13 protein-coding genes are annotated in these 17,694 nt (G+C 70.5%); 11 read left to right on the top strand and 2 right to left on the bottom strand.

The window, feature by feature from the left end; genetic code table 11:
• Positions 1-117: 117 nt before the first annotated feature.
• Positions 118-1,248 (top strand): aromatic ring-hydroxylating dioxygenase subunit alpha, encoded by a 1,131-nt coding sequence (locus ACH5AC_RS38025; protein WP_398866949.1) that lies wholly within the window; start codon positions 118-120, stop codon positions 1,246-1,248.
• 1 nt (position 1,249) lies between these two features.
• On the opposite strand, the gene ACH5AC_RS38020 is transcribed toward ACH5AC_RS38025, so the two are convergent.
• Entirely contained in the window at positions 1,250-2,047 is a 798-nt protein-coding gene (locus ACH5AC_RS38020; protein WP_398866948.1) for an IclR family transcriptional regulator, read from the bottom strand.
• Positions 2,048-2,306: 259 nt separating this feature from the next.
• Between ACH5AC_RS38020 and ACH5AC_RS38015 the strand changes: the two genes are divergently transcribed.
• From ACH5AC_RS38015 to folP, 6 genes are all read left to right on the top strand, one after another.
• A complete protein-coding gene (locus tag ACH5AC_RS38015) occupies positions 2,307-4,745 on the top strand; it encodes an FAD-dependent oxidoreductase (protein WP_398866947.1) in 2,439 nt (812 codons plus the stop codon).
• Between the two features lie 37 nt (positions 4,746-4,782).
• On the top strand, positions 4,783-5,643 hold the full coding sequence (locus tag ACH5AC_RS38010) for a bifunctional methylenetetrahydrofolate dehydrogenase/methenyltetrahydrofolate cyclohydrolase (protein ID WP_398866946.1): 861 nt from the start codon (positions 4,783-4,785) through the stop codon (positions 5,641-5,643).
• 31 nt (positions 5,644-5,674) lie between these two features.
• Complete coding sequence (locus ACH5AC_RS38005; RefSeq protein WP_398866945.1) at positions 5,675-6,907, top strand: sarcosine oxidase subunit beta family protein; 1,233 nt, start codon at positions 5,675-5,677, stop codon at positions 6,905-6,907.
• 11 nt (positions 6,908-6,918) lie between these two features.
• Positions 6,919-10,185: a sarcosine oxidase subunit alpha family protein gene (locus ACH5AC_RS38000; RefSeq protein WP_398866944.1), complete on the top strand. Its 3,267-nt coding sequence runs from the start codon at positions 6,919-6,921 to the stop codon at positions 10,183-10,185.
• Entirely contained in the window at positions 10,178-10,780 is a 603-nt protein-coding gene (locus ACH5AC_RS37995) for a sarcosine oxidase subunit gamma (RefSeq protein ID WP_398866943.1), read from the top strand. The genes ACH5AC_RS38000 and ACH5AC_RS37995 overlap by 8 nt, the downstream gene beginning before the upstream one ends.
• A 199-nt stretch (positions 10,781-10,979) precedes the next feature.
• A complete protein-coding gene (gene folP / locus ACH5AC_RS37990; RefSeq protein WP_398866951.1) occupies positions 10,980-11,837 on the top strand; it encodes a dihydropteroate synthase in 858 nt (285 codons plus the stop codon).
• Here the strand turns inward: folP and ACH5AC_RS37985 are convergent.
• The gene (locus tag ACH5AC_RS37985; protein WP_398866942.1) at positions 11,809-12,606 is read right to left on the bottom strand and encodes an IclR family transcriptional regulator; all 798 of its coding nucleotides are present in this window, start codon (positions 12,604-12,606) and stop codon (positions 11,809-11,811) included. The genes folP and ACH5AC_RS37985 overlap by 29 nt on opposite strands.
• Before the next feature lie 291 nt (positions 12,607-12,897).
• On the opposite strand from ACH5AC_RS37985, the gene ACH5AC_RS37980 reads away from it, so the two are divergent.
• The 4 genes from ACH5AC_RS37980 to ACH5AC_RS37965 all read left to right on the top strand — a co-directional run bounded on the left by ACH5AC_RS37980 (position 12,898) and on the right by ACH5AC_RS37965 (position 17,488).
• Positions 12,898-13,983, top strand: a complete 1,086-nt coding sequence (locus tag ACH5AC_RS37980; protein WP_398866941.1) for an S-(hydroxymethyl)mycothiol dehydrogenase — start codon at positions 12,898-12,900, stop codon at positions 13,981-13,983.
• Positions 13,984-14,134: 151 nt separating this feature from the next.
• Positions 14,135-15,283 (top strand): N-methyl-L-tryptophan oxidase, encoded by a 1,149-nt coding sequence (solA, locus tag ACH5AC_RS37975; protein ID WP_398866940.1) that lies wholly within the window; start codon positions 14,135-14,137, stop codon positions 15,281-15,283.
• Positions 15,284-15,303: 20 nt separating this feature from the next.
• Entirely contained in the window at positions 15,304-16,437 is a 1,134-nt protein-coding gene (locus ACH5AC_RS37970; RefSeq protein WP_398866939.1) for an aromatic ring-hydroxylating dioxygenase subunit alpha, read from the top strand.
• A gap of 304 nt (positions 16,438-16,741) precedes the next feature.
• Positions 16,742-17,488, top strand: coding sequence for an IclR family transcriptional regulator (locus tag ACH5AC_RS37965; RefSeq protein ID WP_398866950.1), 747 nt, complete (start codon positions 16,742-16,744; stop codon positions 17,486-17,488).
• Positions 17,489-17,694 lie beyond the last annotated feature (206 nt).

Genomic DNA, 17,694 nt, shown 5'->3' with positions numbered 1-17,694 from the left:
TCGCCGTACTCGCCATGAACCAACCACGCCTCTTCACCCGCTGGCGCAAACAACTCACCACCACCCCCGCCTGACACCACCCCCGACGGATCCACGACGTTCTCCGAGGAGTGCCCCATGACCTCGACCGGCCTGCCGGACAGCCTGATCGCCACCCTCCCCGGATCCGCTTACACCGATCCCGGGACCTTCACCCAGGAACAGGAACACATCTTCGAGACCATGTGGTTCTGCGTGGCGCGCGCCTCCGAGCTGGCGAAGCCCGGTGCCTTCCGCACCGTCGACGTGGGCCGCGAGAGCATCCTCGTCACCCGCGCGAGGGACAACAGCATCCGCGCGTACTTCAATGTGTGCCGGCACCGCGGCGCCAAGCTCCGCACCGAGGAGGCCGGCGAGGTCAAGCGGGCCTTCCAGTGCCCGTACCACGCCTGGACCTACGACCTGACCGGCAAACTCGTCGCGGCACCCAACCTCACCAAGATGCCCGACGTCAGCCGCACCGAATACGGCCTGATCAACGTCCATGTGCGGGAGTGGCTCGGCTACGTCTGGGTGTGCCTCGCCGACAACCCGCCCTCCTTCGAGGACGACGTCATCGGCGATGTCGTCGCCCGCCTCGGTGATGTGGAGGCGATCGAGCACTACGACATCGAGAACCTCTCCGTCGGCAAGCGGATCACCTACGACGTGAAGGCGAACTGGAAGCTCATCATCGAGAACTTCATGGAGTGCTACCACTGCGCCACGATCCACCCCGAACTCACCGAGGTGCTCCCGGAGTTCGCCGACGGATACGCCGCCCAGTACTACGTCGGCCACGGCGCCGAGTTCGGCGAGGAGGTCCAGGGCTTCACCGTCGACGGCAGTGAGGGCCTGGACCGCATCCCGGGCGTCGCCGAGGACCAGGACCGTCGCTACTACGCCATCACCGTCCGGCCGCAGGTCTTCATCAACCTGGTCCCCGACCACGTCATCTTCCACCGCATGTACCCGATGGCACCCGACCGCACGATCGTCGAGTGCGACTGGCTCTACCTCCCGCACGTCGTCGACAGCGGCAAGGACGTCAGCCGGTCCGTGGAACTCTTCCACCGGGTCAACCAGCAGGACTTCGACGCCTGTGAACGCACCCAGCCCGCAATGAGCTCCCGGACCTACGCCAAGGGCGGCGTCCTCGTCCCCAGCGAGCACCACATCGGCGCCTTCCACGACTGGGTCAACGACCGCCTGGGCACCCCCCGGGCGTGACTCAACCCAGATAGCCCATCCGGTGACTGATCTCCGCCGCCCCCTTGACCAGCAGCGGAGCCAGCTCGTGAAGACGTTCCTCGGTGAGCCGGTACGAGGGCCCTGAGGCGCTCACCGCCGCGACGACGTCCCCTTCCCGGTTGCGGACCGGGGCGGCCATCGCGTGCAGGCCCACCTCCAGCTCCTCCAGGGCCCAGGCGTAGCCGCGCTCCCGGGCCTCGGCGAGGTTCTTCTCCAGCTTGGTCTTGGCGGTGATGGTGCGCGGGGCGACCTTCTCCAGGCCGCCCTGGGCCAGCAGCGCAGAGCGTTCCTTGACGGGCAGGTGGGCCAGCAGGATCTTGCCGCTCGACGTGGCGTGCAGCGGGGTCAGCTGGCCGACCCAGTTCTGGGCGGTGACCGCCCCAGGGCCGCGCACCTGATAGAGGTTGACCGCGTAGTGCTCCTGCAGCACGGCGATGTTCACGGTCTCGCCGATCTCCTCGGCGAGACGCTCACAGACCGGGCGGCCCTGCTGGGTGATGTCGATACGGCCCGTCACCGCGCCGGCCAGGCGCACGATCCCGAAGCCCAGCCGGTACTTGCCGCGCTCCCCCGCCTGCTCCACCAGACCCCGCGACTCCAGGGCACCGAGCAGGCGGAACGCGGTCGACTTGTGCACATCGATCTCGCCCGCCACCTCACTCACACCCGCCTCGCCGCGCTGGGCGAGGATCTCCAGGACGCTGATGGCGCGGTCCACCGACTGCACACCGCCGGCCTGTGAACTTGAGGTTTCCCCTTCAAGGCTGTAGTTGCTCATGACGCAACTATACCCACGGTAAACAACGGCGCTGCAAGTAACGGCGCCGTCTCCGAACGCCGGCGGCACGATCTTCCGGCGCGCGGTGGCGCTCCCGTTGTCGACCTGTTCCCACCTGTGTAGGGGCCTGTTTCCCGGTCGCCCCGGACCCTCTTGACACCCCCCTGTACGGCAGGCACATTGAGTTGCGCAACCTGAAGCATGTTGCGCAGACAGCAACCAAATCGGCTGGACTCGTTCTCAAACCGGAGGTGCGGCGATGGCGGGACCGCGTGTGGTCATCATCGGAGCGGGTGTCGTGGGGGCGGCGCTCGCGGACGAGATCTCGGCGCGGGGCTGGACCGAGGTGACCGTGGTCGACCAGGGCCCCCTCCCGGCCACGGGGGGCTCGACCTCGCACGCCCCGGGCCTGGTCTTCCAGACGAACTCCTCGAAGACCATGACCGAACTGGCCCGCTACACCGTCGAGAAGTTCTGCTCCCTCGACGTCGACGGCAAGCCCTGCTTCCTGCAGGTGGGCGGCCTCGAAGTGGCGACCACCCCCGAGCGGCTCACGGAACTGCGGCGCCGCCACGGCTGGCTCACGGCCTGGGGCATCGAGTCGCGACTCCTGTCCACCGACGAGTGCGTCGAGCAGCACCCACTGGTCAACCGCGACAAGGTCCTCGGCGGCCTCCTCGTCCCGACCGACGGCCTCGCCAAGGCCGTCCTCGCCGTCGAGGCGCAGATCCGCCGGGCCACCGAGCGCGGCGTGCGCTTCCTCGCCCGCCACGAGGTCCTCGACGTGCTCCAGGCCGACGGCCAGGTGACGGGCGTCCGCACCGACCAGGGCGATCTGGAAGCCGACATCGTCGTGTGCTGCGCCGGCATCTGGGGCCCGAGGATCGCCCGCATGGCCGGCATGAACCTCCCGCTCACCCCGCTCGCCCACCAGCTCGCCTGGACCGGCCCGATTCCCGCGCTCGCCGGCCAGACCGAGGAGGCGGTCCGCCCGATCCTGCGCCACCAGGACGCCGACCTCTACTACCGCGACCGCTTCGACGGCCTGGGCATCGGCTACTACGGCCACCGTCCGATGCCGATCTCCGCCGACGACATCCTGTCCGTGGACGAGGCCGACCAGATGCCGTCGGTCCTGAAGTTCACCGAGGAGGACTTCGAGGGCGCCTGGACCGAGACCCAGTCCCTGCTCCCCTCGACCCGCGAGGCGAAGATCGAGGAGGGCATCAACGGCCTGTTCTCCTTCACCACCGACAACTTCCCGCTGCTCGGCGAGTCCCCGCACGTCAAGGGCTTCTGGGTCGCCGAAGCCGTCTGGGTCACCCACTCCGCGGGCGTCGGCCGGGCGATGGCCGAGTGGCTGGTCGACGGGCACTGCTCGTCCTTCGACCTGCACGAGTGCGACGTCAACCGCTTCGAGCCGCACCAGCTGTCCCCGGAGTACGTCCTGGCCCGCGACTGCCAGAACTTCGTCGAGGTCTACGACATCCTGCACCCGCTCCAGCCGACCGGGCACCCGCGCCCCCTGCGCACCAGCCCCTTCTACGCCCGCCAGCAGGAGCTGGGCGCCTTCTTCCTGGAGGCGAACGGCTGGGAGCGCCCGCAGTGGTACGAGGCCAACGCCCACCTGGTCGAGGGCCGCTCCGTCCCCACTCCCAACGACTGGGCCGCGCAGTACTGGTCTCCCATCGTCGGCGCCGAGGCCCAGGTCACCCGCGAGACGGTCGCGATGTACGACATGACGGCCCTCAAGCGCCTGGAGGTGACCGGCCCCGGCTCGGCGGACTTCCTGGAGCGCCTGTGCACCGGCAAGGTCGCCAAGTCGGTCGGCTCGGTGACGTACACCCTGCTCCTCGACCACGACGGCGGCATCCGCAGCGACATCACCGTCGCGCGGCTCGCCACCGACGTCTTCCAGGTCGGCGCCAACGGCAACCTGGACCTCGACTGGTTCAGCCGCCACCTCCCCGCCGACGGCACGGTCCAGGTCCGCGACATCACCCCCGGCACCTGCTGCGTCGGCCTGTGGGGCCCGCTCGCCCGCGAGGTACTGCAGTCCCTGACCGACGACGACTTCTCGGGCGACGGCCTGAAGTACTTCCGCGCCAAGCGCACCCACATCGGCTCGGTACCCGTCACCGCGATGCGTCTGTCCTACGTCGGCGAACTCGGCTGGGAGCTCTACACCACCGCCGACCAGGGCCTGAAGCTGTGGGACACCCTGTGGCAGGCGGCCGAGCCGCTCGGCGGCATCGTCGCGGGCCGCGGCGCCTTCAACAGCCTCCGCCTGGAGAAGGGCTACCGCTCCTTCGGCACCGACATGACCTACGAGCACGACCCCTACGAGGCCGGCGTGGGCTTCGCCGTCAAGCTCGACAAGGACGACTTCATCGGCAAGGCGGCGCTGGAGCGCCGTAAGTCCGACGTACGGCGCAAGCTGACCTGTCTCACCATCGACGACCCGGGCTCGGTCGTCCTGGGCAAGGAACCGGTGTACGACGGCGACCGCGCGGTCGGCTACGTCACCAGCGCCGCCTACGGCTACACCATCGGCAAGGGCATCGCCTACGCCTGGCTGCCGGCCGAGCTGACCGCTCCCGGCACGACCGTGCACATCGGCTACTTCGACCAGCGCGTCGAAGCCGTCGTCGCCGAGGAGCCCCTGTTCGACCCCGCCATGTCCCGACTCCGTGGCTGACACCCCCGCCTCGACTCCGAGGGAAGGAACACCGCCGGTGAACGCACAGCTGCTCGACGGCAAGGCGACCGCCGCCGACATCCGCCGCGAACTCGCGGAGCGTGTGGCCAAGTTGACGGCCACCAACGGCCGCCCCCCGGGCCTGGGCACCGTCCTGGTCGGCGACGACCCCGGCAGCCGCGCCTACGTCGCCGGCAAGCACCGCGACTGCGCCCAGGTCGGCATCGCCTCCATCCGCCGGGACCTGCCCGCCGATGCCTCGCAGCAGCAGGTCGAGGAGACGATCGACGAGCTGAACGCCGACCCGGCCTGCACCGGCTACATCGTCCAGCTCCCGCTTCCGCGCCACCTGGACGCCAACGCCGTACTGGAACGGATGGACCCGGCCAAGGACGCCGACGGCCTGCACCCCGTCAACCTCGGCCGGCTCACCCTGGGTGTCGAGGCCCCGCTGCCGTGCACCCCGCGCGGCATCGTCGAACTGCTCCGCCGCCACGACGTACCGCTCGCCGGAGCGCGCGTCTGCGTGATCGGCCGCGGCATCACCGTCGGACGCCCGATCGGCCTCCTCCTCACCCGCCGCTCCGAGAACGCCACCGTGACCCTGTGCCACACCGGCACCAAGGGCCTGGCCTGGCACGTACGCGAGGCGGACATCGTCATCGCCGCCGCCGGCTCGCCCGGCCTGGTCACCAAGGACATGCTGCGCCCCGGCGCCGCGGTCCTGGACGTCGGCATCACCCGCACCGGCGAGGGCCTGGTCGGCGACATCCACCCGGACGCCGCCCAGGTCGCCGGATGGATCGCGCCCATGCCCGGCGGTGTGGGCCCCATGACCCGAGCGATGTTGCTCGCCAACGTCGTCGAGGCCGCCGAGAGGAACGCGAACGCCGTATGAACCTGTCCCTGCCCCACGACGGAGACGTCCGATGAGCCCCCGCACCCCCGGCGCCGACCTCCCCGACCACCCCGACTGGCTGTGGCGCAACCCCGAGCCCAAGCGGTCGTACGACGTGGTGATCGTCGGCGGCGGCGGACACGGCCTCGCCACCGCGCACTACCTCGCCAAGAACCACGGCATCACCAATGTCGCCGTGCTGGAGAAGGGCTGGCTCGCGGGCGGCAACATGGCCCGCAACACCACGATCATCCGCTCCAACTACCTGTGGGACGAGAGCGCCGGCATCTACGAGCACGCCCTCAAGCTGTGGGAGGGCCTGGCGGAGGAGCTGGACTACCCGATCCTGTTCTCCCAGCGCGGCGTGCTGAACCTCGCGCACAGCCTCCAGGACGTCCGCGACAGCGTGCGGCGCGTGGAGGCCAACCGCCTCAACGGCGTGGACGCGGAGTGGCTCGACGCGGACGGCGTCAAGGAAGTCTGCCCGATCGTCAACATCTCGCAGGACGTGCGCTACCCGGTCCTCGGCGCCACCTACCAGCCGCGTGCCGGCATCGCCAAGCACGACTACGTGGCCTGGGGCCTGGCCCGCTCGGCGGACGCCGCGGGCATCGACATCATCCAGAACTGCGAGGTCACGGGCCTCGACGTGGTCGGCAACCGGGTGGTCGGCGTCCGGACGAACCTCGGCCCCATCGCGGCCGGCAAGGTGGCGCTCTGCTCGGCGGGCCACACCTCGGTCCTCGCCGCCATGGCCGGCATCGAACTCCCGGTCCAGAGCCACCCGTTGCAGGCGCTGGTCTCGGAGCTCCTGGAGCCGATCCACCCCACGGTCGTCATGTCCAACGCCGTCCACGTGTACGTCAGCCAGGCCCACAAGGGCGAGCTGGTGATGGGCGCGGGCATCGACGCGTACAACTCCTACACCCAGCGCGGCGCCTTCCACATCATCGAAGAGCAGATGTCCGCGGCCCTGGAGCTCTTCCCGGTCTTCGCCCGCGCCCACGTACTGCGCACCTGGGGCGGCATCGTCGACGTCAGCCCCGACGCCTCACCGATCATCGGGCTCAGCCCCGTCGACAACCTCTACCTCAACTGCGGCTGGGGTACGGGCGGTTTCAAGGCCACCCCGGGCGTCGGCTGGGTCTACGCCCACACCATCGCCCATGACACGCCCCACGCCCTCAACGCCCCCTTCTCGCTCGACCGTTTCACCACCGGCGCGCTCGTCGACGAGCACGGCGCGGCCGCCGTGGCCCACTAGGGAGCCGAACCATGCTGCTGATCCCCTGCCCGTGGTGCGGGCCCCGCGACGAGGCCGAGTTCCACTACGGCGGCCAGGCCCATGTGCCGTACCCGCAGGACCCGGCGTCCCTCTCCGACGAGGAGTGGGCCCGCTACCTGTTCTTCCGCGACAACCCGAAGGGCCCCTTCGCCGAGCGCTGGAGCCACGCTGCGGGCTGCCGCCGCTGGTTCAACGCGGTACGGGACACGTCGACGAACGAGATCCTGGCGGTGTACAGGACGGGAGAGGAACGCCCCGCGATTCTTGAGCCGAGGCCGGTGTTCCCAGCGGGGTCTGGGGCGGCAGCCCCAGAAGGGGCGCGGGGAACTGCGCGCCCAGCCCCCACTCACCCGCAGCTGAATGACAACCCCAGCGGGGTCGAAGGGGCAGAGCCCCTTCAGGAAGGGACGGGTAGGGGCGGCGGGGGCGAGACAACCCAGCCGTTCCGCCACGCGACCCGCGGCCGAATCGACCGCGACACCCCCCTCACCTTCACCTTCGACGGCACCGAATACCGAGGCTTCCGAGGCGACACCCTCGCCTCCGCCCTCCTCGCCAACGGCGTCATCCAGGCCGGCACCAGCATCAAGCTGGGCCGCCCCCGCGGCATCTTCTCGGCCGGCGTCGAAGAGCCCAACGTGGTCGTCCAGATCGAGGAGCCCTTCCCGGAGCCCATGCTCCCCGCCACGACCGTCGAGCTCTACGACGGCCTGGTCGCCACCAGCCTCCCCGGCCAGGGCCGCCTCGCCACCGAACCCGACCCGGCCCGCTACGACGCCGTACACGCCCACTGCGACCTGCTGGTCGTGGGCGCGGGCCCGGCCGGCCTCGCCGCAGCGGCGGCCGCCGCCCGCAGCGGAGCACGCGTCATCCTGGCCGACGACCAGCCGGAACCCGGCGGCAGTCTGCTGGGCACGGCCGAACACCTCGACTGGGTACGGGAGGTGACCGAGCAGCTCGACGCCGCCCCCGAGGTACGCGTCCTGCCCCGCACCACCGTCTTCGGCCACTACGACGACAACCACCTCCTCGCCGTGGAGCGCCGCACCAACCACCTCGGCGCCGACGCCCCGGAGAATGTCTCCCGCGAACGCGTCTGGCGCATCCGCGCCCGCCGCGTCGTCCTCGCCACCGGCGCCCACGAGCGCTCGCTGGCCTTCGCGGACAACGACCGCCCCGGCGTGATGCTGGCGGCCTCGGCCCGCACGCACGTCAACCGCCACGGCGTCCTGCCCGGCCGTCACGCGGTGATCTTCACGACCAACGACAGCGCCTACGCCGCGGCGTTGGACCTCCGCACCGCGGGCGTGGCCATCACGGCGATCGTCGACACCCGCCCCGAGCCGGGGGAATGGGCGGAGCGCGCGAGGGCTGCCGGCATCGAAGTCATGCCCGGCCACGCCGTCATCGGCACGGAAGGCGACCCGCGCCTCACCGCCGTGACCGTCGCCCTCTACGGGGAATCCACAGGGCAGCGGCAGTTCGCCGCCGACCTCCTGCTGGTCTCCGGCGGCTGGAACCCGGTGGTCCACCTGTTCAGCCAGTCGGGCGGCAAGCTGCGCTACGACGACACGCTGGGCTCCTTCGTCCCGGACACCTGCCGCCAGGCGGTCGAGGTCGTGGGCAGTGCGAGCGGCGTCCTCGACCAGGCCACGGTTCTGGCCCAGGGCGCGGCCGCCGGTGCCCGTGCCGTCGAGGCCGAGGGGTACGCGCCCGAGGCGCCCGGCCTTCCGCAGGTGGCCGCGCAACCGCGGCCGACGCCACCCATGCACGTGTACGTCGTCCCGGGCGGCACGGACGACACCCCCCGTTTCGTCGACCTCCAACGTGATGTCACCGTCGACGACCTGGCCCGCGCGACCGGCGCCGGTCTGCGCTCGGTCGAGCACACCAAGCGGTACACCACGGCCGGCACCGCCAACGACCAGGGCAAGACCTCCGGCGTCCTGGCCGGCGGCGTCGTCGCCGAACTGCTCGGCGTGGACATCTCGGCACTCGGCACGACCACGTTCCGTCCCCCGTACACCCCGGTCTCCTTCGCCGCCCTCGCGGGCCGCGACCGTGGCGTGCTGAGCGATCCGGTCCGCACGACGGCCATCCACGAGTGGCATGTCGCGCACGGCGCCCTGTTCGAGAACGTCGGTCAGTGGAAGCGCCCCTGGTACTACCCGCAGGACGGCGAGGACATGGAGGCGGCGGTGCTGCGCGAGTGCGCCGCCACCCGCGAGAGCGTGGGCTTCATGGACGCCTCCACCCTCGGCAAGATCGACGTACAGGGCCCGGACGCCGGCGTCCTCCTCGACCGGCTCTACACCAACATGATGTCCACCCTGAAGGTGGGCATGATCCGCTACGGCGTCATGTGCCGCCCGGACGGCATGGTCTTCGACGACGGCACGGTCATCCGCGTCGCCCAGGACCGGTTCCTCGTCACCACGACGACGGGCAACGCGGCCACCGTCCTGGACTGGATGGAGGAGTGGCTCCAGACCGAGTGGCCGGAGCTGAAGGTCCACTGCACGTCCGTCACCGAGCAGTGGGCCACCGTAGCCCTGGTCGGCCCGAAGTCCCGGGAGGTCCTCGGCTCGCTCGCCCCCCAACTCGCCGTGGCCAATGAGGACTTCCCGTTCATGGCCTGGCGCGAGGCGACGGTCGCGGGCATCGACGCCCGAGTCTGCCGGATCAGTTTCTCCGGCGAGCTCGCCTACGAGATCAACGTGTCACCCTGGCGGGCCCTCGCCCTCTGGGAGGCCGTGTACGAGGCCGGCGCCCCGTACGGCATCACCCCGTACGGCACCGAGACCATGCACGTCCTGCGTGCCGAGAAGGGCTACCCGATCATCGGCCAGGACACCGACGGCACCGTCACTCCGCAGGACCTGGGCATGAGCTGGGTGGTGTCGAAGAAGAAGCCCGACTTCGTCGGCAAGCGGTCCTACGCCCGGGCGGACACCGCCCGCCCCGACCGCAAGCACCTGGTCGGCCTGCTCCCCGAGAACCCGGAGGACTTCCTCCCCGAGGGCACCCACCTGGTCGCCGACAGCGTGCTGCCCGCGCCGCCCGTCCCGATGCTCGGCCACGTCACCTCCAGCTACCGCAGCGCCGCCCTCGGCCGGACCTTCGCGCTCGCCCTGATCAAGGGCGGCCGGGACCGCATCGGCGAGCGGCTGTACGCCCCCGTGGGCGACCGGCTGGTCCCGGTGACCGTCGCAAGCCCCGTCCTCTACGACCCCGAGGGAGCCCGCCGCGATGGCTGACACCGCTCTGACCGCCCCGCCCCGCAGCCCCCTCTCGCACGCCGCCGACCGCCTGGCCGCCGCGACCCGCGCCTCCGGGGGCGCGATCCGGCTGGCCGAACTCCCCTTCCTGGCCCAGATCAACGTGCGCCTCGACGCCAAGGGACCGGCGGCGGAAGCCGTCGGGCTGGCCCTGGGCCTCCCACTGCCCCTCCAGCCCAACACCGTGGTCCACGCGGGCGAGCTGACCGCGCTCTGGCTCGGCCCGGACGAATGGCTGCTGGTCGGACCGCCGGGCAGCGAGCGGGATGTGGAGAGCCTTGTCCGCGAGGTCACGGCAGACGAGCCCGTCTCGGTCACCGACGTCTCCGCGCAGCGCACCACGCTCCTCGTGAGCGGCCCCCGCGCCCACGACCTGCTGGCCCACGGTTGCCCGCTGGACCTGCATCCGCGGGCCTTCGGCGCCGGGCGCTGTGCCCAGACCACACTGGGCCGCACGCAGGTGGTCCTGGTCGCCCGGGACGAACCCCGGGCCGGATTCTGGGTGCTGGTCCGCTCGTCGTTCGCCGGCTATCTGGCGGACTGGTTGCTCGACGCGGCGACCGAATACGTCTGAGCGAGCTGGACGGGCTTTCCCGTCACCCTGCTGGGAGCTCCGTCGAGGGGCTCCCACCGGGCTTTGCACAGTAAGTCATCGTCGTACGTTCGAAGGCTGGACTCCTGTGAACGCCACGGCTCACGCCACCACCCCTCCGCACCCGGGCACGCCCGGCCTCCATCCGCACGGGCTGCCAAGACCCGGCCGGACGCTGGTCATGGGCGTCGTGAACGTCACCCCGGACTCGTTCTCCGACGGCGGGCTGTCGTTCGCCGCGGACGCGGCCGTCGCGCACGGACTCGCGCTGCTCGCACAGGGTGCGGACATCGTGGACGTGGGCGGTGAGTCGACCCGCCCCGGCGCGGCACGCCCGCCCGTCGAGGAGGAGCTGCGACGCGTCGTGCCCGTCGTCCGGGAACTGGCCGCGGCGGGCGCGATCGTGAGTGTCGACACGATGCGGGCCGAGGTCGCCGCCCGCGCGCTGGACGCGGGAGCGCGGCTGGTCAACGATGTCTCAGGGGGCCTCGCCGACCCCGAGATGCTGCCGCTGATGGCTCGGGCGGGCACGCCGTACGTGCTGATGCACTGGCGTGGACACTCCGCCGATATGCAGACGAACGCCGTCTACGACGACGTCGTCACCGATGTGCTCGACGAGCTGCGCCTGAGAATCGAGGCCGCGCTGGAGGCGGGGATATCGCCGGGCTGCCTGGTCGTGGACCCCGGGCTGGGCTTCGCCAAGACGCCGGAGCACAACTGGGAGCTGCTGGGCCGCCTCGCGGACGTCATGGCCCTGGGCCGTCCCGTCCTGGTGGGCGCGTCCCGCAAGTCGTTCCTGGGCAGCCTGCTGGCGGACCGGACGACGGGACAACCCCGTCCCGCGCGGCTGCGGGATGCCGCGACGACCGCCGTGTCCGTACTCGCCGCCGCGCAGGGCGTCTGGTGCCTGCGGGTGCACGACGTCGCCTCGACGGCCGACGCGGTACGGGTGACGGCCCGCTGGGGCGTCGAGGCAGCGGCGTCGACGCGGTCGCCGCTGCGGAGCCTCAGCCCAGATGGCCCATCCGTCGGCTGATCTCCTCCGCACCCCTGATCAGCGCGGGTGCCAGCTCGTGCATGCGTTCCTCGGTGAAGCGGTACGTCGGACCCGAGGCGCTGAGCGCGGCGATCACCTCGTTGTCGCGGGAGCGGATCGGGGCCGCCACGGCGTGCAGCCCGATCTCGAGTTCCTCCAGCGCCACCGCGTATCCGCGCTCGCGCGCTGCGGCGAGATCCTTCTCCAGCCTGGCCCGCGTGTTCAGGGTGTGTGCCGTCAGCTTCCGCGTGCCCGACGTCGCGAGCACCCCGGCGCGCTCCTTCTCCGGCAGGTGGGCCAGCAGGATCTTGCCGCTCGACGTGGCGTACACCGGGGTGAGCTGCCCGACCCAGTTGTGTGTGCCGACCGCACCCGGGCCGCGTACCTGGTGGAGGTTGACGGCGTACTGCTCCCGCAGGACCGCGATGTTGACCGTCTCGCCGATCTCCTCGCTGAGCCGCTCGCACACCGGTCGGCCCTGCTGGGTGATGTCGAGGCGCCCCGTGACCGCGCCGGCCAGGCGCACGATCCCGAAGCCCAGCCGGTATTTGCCCCGCTCGGCCGTCTGCTCGACCAGGCCGCGCGCCTCCAGGGCCCCGAGCAGACGGAACGCGGTCGACTTGTGGACGCCGATCTCCGCGGCCACCTCGCTGACGCCCGCCTCGCCACGCCGGGCCAGGATCTCCAGGACGCTGACGGCGCGGTCGACGGACTGCACCCCGTTCACCGCGGGAGCCGCTGTTTCGCTTTCTGCGATGTAGTTGCTCATAACGCAACGATACGTAATCGTCTGCGTGCGCCGAGGGGCCACAGTGACCGGACCGGAGGCCGGTTGGGTACTTGACGCCGACCAGGCGCGCGATGACTTCGCCGACCCCTTGACAGTGGATGTCGACAGGGAGACAGTTGTGCGGTCGTTGCTCATGGTGAAAAGAGTTGCTGATTATGCAACCCGATGAGCGGCTTCGGCGAGCGATCGACGACCTCCCGCCATCCAGAACATCAGGCCGAAGATCCCGGAGATCGCGTTCGGCCCGTCCCCTCGACGAGGAGATCGACCGTGACACACGAGGTACGCGCCGTCGTCGCCCGGAAGAAGGGCGCACCGGTCTCGGTGGAGACCATCCTGGTCCCGAACCCCGGCCCCTGTGAGGCGCTGGTGCGGGTGCAGGCGTGCGGTGTCTGCCACACCGACCTGCACTACCGGGAGGGCGGGATCACCGACGAGTTCCCGTTCCTGCTCGGCCACGAGGCGGCCGGTGTCGTCGAGGCGGTCGGCGAGGGCGTCACCGACGTCGAGCCCGGCGACTTCGTCGTCCTCAACTGGCGTGCGGTGTGCGGCACCTGCCGTGCCTGCAGCAAGGGCAAGCCGTGGTACTGCTTCGCCACCCACAACGCCGACCGGCCGATGACCCTGGCCGACGGCACGCCGCTGTCCCCGGCCCTCGGCATCGGTGCCCTCGCCGAGAAGTCGCTGGTCGCAGCCGGCCAGTGCACCAAGGTGGACCCGACCGCCGCGCCCACCGCGGCCGGGCTGCTCGGCTGCGGCGTGATGGCCGGGTTCGGTGCCGCGGTCAACACCGGCGGCGTGGGCCGCGGCGACTCGATCGCGGTGATCGGCTGCGGCGGTGTGGGCATGGCCGCGATCGCGGGCGCCAAGGTGGCCGGTGCCTCCCGCATCATCGCCGTCGACGTCGACGAGCGGAAGCTGAGGTGGGCCGAGCAGTTCGGTGCCACCGACACCGTCGACTCCTCGCGGACCGACGCCGTCGAGGCGATCCGCGAGCTCACCGGCGGCTTCGGCGCCGAGGTCGTCGTGGACGCGGTCGGCCGCCCCGAGACCTTCAAGCAGGCATTCTACGCCCGCGACCTGGCCGGCACCGCCGTCCTCGTCGGCGTACCCACCCCGGAGCTGACCCTCGACCTGCCCCTGCTGGACGTGTTCGGCCGTGGCGGCGCGGTGAAGTCCTCCTGGTACGGCGACTGCCTGCCCTCCCGGGACTTCCCCGCCCTGATCGATCTCTACCTCCAGGGCCGCTTCGACCTGGGCGACTTCGTCACCGAGACGATCTCCCTGGACGACGTGGAGGCAGCGTTCGCCACGATGCACCACGGCGACGTCCTGCGCTCGGTGGTGGTCCTGTGACCGCACGGATCGAGCGCCTCGTCGGCCCTGGTGATCGACAGGAGCCGGAGATCATCGCCGCCGGCCGCGGAGCACGACCCCCATGAGGCCGGCCTCGGCTTCGCCGTTCGCCGCGACAAGGAGCACTTCAAGATTCCCAGGAGATGGACAGATGGCCTCTTCGTACGACGTGATCGTGGTCGGCCTGGGCGGGATGGGCAGCGCGGCCGCCTGTCACCTCGCCACCCGCGGTCAGCGAGTGCTCGGCCTGGAGCGCTTCGGCCCGGCCCACAACCTCGGTTCCAGCCACGGCGGTTCCCGGATCTACCGGCAGGCGTACTTCGAGGACCCGGCCTACGTGCCGTTGCTGCTCCGGGCCCACGAACTGTGGGAGAAGCTGGCCGCCGACTCCGGCCGCGAGGTCTTCACCGAGACCGGCGGACTCATGATCGGCCGTGAGGACAGCGCCGCCTTCGCCGGCACCCTGCGCAGCGCCCACGAGTGGGGCCTGGACCACGAGGTCCTGGGCGCCGCCGACATCCGGCGCCGTTTCCCGACCTTCACTCCGGCGGCCGAGGACGTCGCCTTCTACGAGCGCAAGGCCGGTGTCGCCCGGCCCGAGGCGACCGTCACCGCCCACCTCGATCTGGCCCGGGCCCACGGCGCCGACCTGCACTTCGCGGAGATGGTCCGCGGCTGGGAGGCCGACGGGCCGGGCGGCAAGGCGTGGGTGGTCACCGACCGCGGCGCCTACACGGCCGACCGGCTCGTCATCGCACCCGGGGCCTGGGCGCCGAAGCTCCTGGCAGACCTCGGCGTGCGCGTGACGGTGGAGCGGCAGGTCATGTACTGGTTCCAGCCCGAGGGCGGCACCGGCCCGTTCACCCACGACCGGCACCCCGTCTATGTCTGGGAGGACCCGGACGGCACCCAGATCTACGGGTTCCCCGCCCTCGACGGCCCAGACGGCGGCGCCAAGGTCGCCTTCTTCCGCAAGGGCGTCCCCAGCGACCCCGACACCCTCGACCGCCGCATCCACCCGGACGAGATCGCGGCCATGGCCGAGTACCTGCGTCCGCGCGTCCCCACCCTGCCCGGCCGCTTCCTCAAGGCCGCGGCCTGCATGTACGCCAACACCCCCGACGAGAACTTCGTCCTCGCCAAGCACCCGGAGCATCCGCAGGTGATCGTGGCCTGCGGCTTCTCCGGCCACGGGTTCAAGTTCGTCCCCGTCATCGGCGAGATCCTCGCCGACCTGGCGACCGTTGGCACCACCGATCACCCCATCGCCCTGTTCGACCCTCGCCGCGTGCGCGTCTGACACTTCCTGAAGGTGACGAGATGACCGTTACGAACCTGCCGCCCAGCCTGATCCCCACGCTGTCCGGCACGTACTACACCGACCCCGAGGTCTTCGCCCAGGAGCAGGAGCGGGTCTTCGAGAGCATGTGGTTCTGCGTGGCCCGCGCGCCCGAGCTGGACAAGCCCGGCGCGTTCCGCACCTACCAGGTGGGCCGCGAGAGCGTGTTGGTCTCCCGCTCGCGGGACGGCTCCGTCAAGGCATTCCTCAACATCTGCCGGCACCGTGGCGCCAAGCTCTGCACCGAGGAGTCCGGCGAGGTCAAGCGGGCCTTCCAATGTCCGTACCACGCCTGGACCTACGGGCTGGACGGCAAGCTGGTGGCCGCGCCCAACCTGACGTCGATGCCGGACATCGACCGGACCGAGTACGGCCTGGTCAACGTCCATGTGCGGGAGTGGCTCGGGTATGTGTGGGTGTGCCTCGCCGACGAGCCGCCCTCCTTCGAGGCCGACGTTCAGGGCGCGGTCGTCGAGCGGCTCGGCGACATCGAGTCGATCGAGCGCTACGGGATCGACGACCTGAAGGTGGGCCGCCGCATCACGTACGACGTGAAGGCGAACTGGAAGCTCATCATCGAGAACTTCATGGAGTGCTACCACTGCGCCACGATCCACCCCGAACTCACCGAGGTGCTCCCGGAGTTCGCCGACGGATACGCCGCCCAGTATTACGTCGGCCACGGCGCCGAGTTCGGCGAGGAGGTCCAGGGCTTCACCGTCGACGGCAGTGAGGGCCTGGACCGCATCCCGGGCGTCGCCGAGGACCAGGACCGTCGCTACTACGCCATCACCGTCCGGCCGCAGGTCTTCATCAACCTGGTCCCCGACCACGTCATCTTCCACCGCATGTACCCGATGGCACCCGACCGCACGATCGTCGAGTGCGACTGGCTCTACCTCCCGCACGTCGTGGAGAGCGGCAAGGACGTGGACCGATCGGTGGAGCTCTTCCACCGGGTCAACCAGCAGGACTTCGACGCCTGTGAGCGCACCCAGCCGGCGATGACCTCGAAGGCGTACACCAAGGGCGGCGTTCTGGTACCCAGCGAGCACCACATCGGCGAGTTCCACACCTGGCTGCAGAACAAGCTGGAAGTGCGGCCCACGCACTGACCCCGCCACCATGCCGCCCGTCCACCTGCTGTTGCGGCCCCTCCGGCAGGTGGACGGGCCACTGCCGACGACCTCGCCGCCGTGTCCTGGGCTCCGCGCGTCAACTCACGCCGAAATCCCCGGCGGACGGCGCCACGAGCATGCCGCGGTTCCTGCGCTACAGCCCCTCATGTTGCGACCTGCGCAACTCCTGGATGTCGATTTCGATCATGTTACTTGCAGTGACGTTGTTTACTACGCGTATAGTTTCACTGTGAGCAACTACAGCCCTGACACGGAAACGTCGAATTCACAGGCCGGCGGTGTGCAGTCGGTGGACCGCGCCATCAGCGTCCTGGAGATCCTCGCCCAGCGCGGCGAGGCGGGTGTGAGTGAGGTGGCGGGCGAGATCGATGTGCACAAGTCGACCGCGTTCCGCCTGCTCGGTGCCCTGGAGTCGCGGGGTCTGGTGGAGCAGGCGGGGGAGCGCGGCAAGTACCGGCTGGGCTTCGGGATCGTGCGCCTGGCCGGCGCGGTGACGGGCCGTATCGACATCACCCAGCAGGGCCGCCCGGTCTGTGAGCGTCTCGCCGAGGAGATCGGCGAGACCGTGAACATCGCCGTCATGCAGGAGCACTACGCGATCAACCTGTATCAGGTGCGCGGTCCGGGGGCCGTCACCGCCCACAACTGGGTGGGCCAGCTGACCCCGTTGCACGCCACCTCCAGCGGCAAGATCCTGCTGGCGCACATGCCCGCCAAGGAGCGCGCCGCGCTGCTGTCCACCGCCGGTATGAAGAAGGTCACCCCGCGCACCATCACCGCCAAGACGAAGCTGGAGAAGAACCTCGCCGAGGCCCAGGAGCGCGGTTACTCCATCACGCTGGAGGAGCTGGAGGTGGGCCTGCACGCGATGGCCGCCCCGGTCCGCAACCGGGACGGCGACGTCATTGCCGCACTCAGCGCCTCCGGGCCCGGCTACCGGCTCACCGAGGAGCGTCTGCACGAGCTGGCTCCGGTGCTGGTCAAGGGGGCGGCGGAGATCAGTCACCGGATGGGCTATCTGGGTTGAGTCATGCCCGGGGGTGTCCAGGTGGTCGCTGACCCAGTCGTGGCAGGCGCCGGACTGCGTTGTGTAGGAAGCTACGCCGCGTGCGAGGGGATGCCGCCGCTGGGGCGGTGTGTGGATCCGTCGGGGGTGGTGTCAGGCGGGGGTGGTGGTGAGTTGTTTGCGCCAGCGGGTGAAGAGGCGTGGTTGGTTCATGGCGAGTACGGCGA

The sequence above is a fragment of the Streptomyces sp. NPDC018693 genome, assembly GCF_044391385.1.
Classification (GTDB): Bacteria; Actinomycetota; Actinomycetes; order Streptomycetales; family Streptomycetaceae; genus Streptomyces.
The sequence above is the reverse complement of the archived record's forward strand: the minus strand, read 5'-3'. Positions and strand labels throughout refer to the sequence as shown.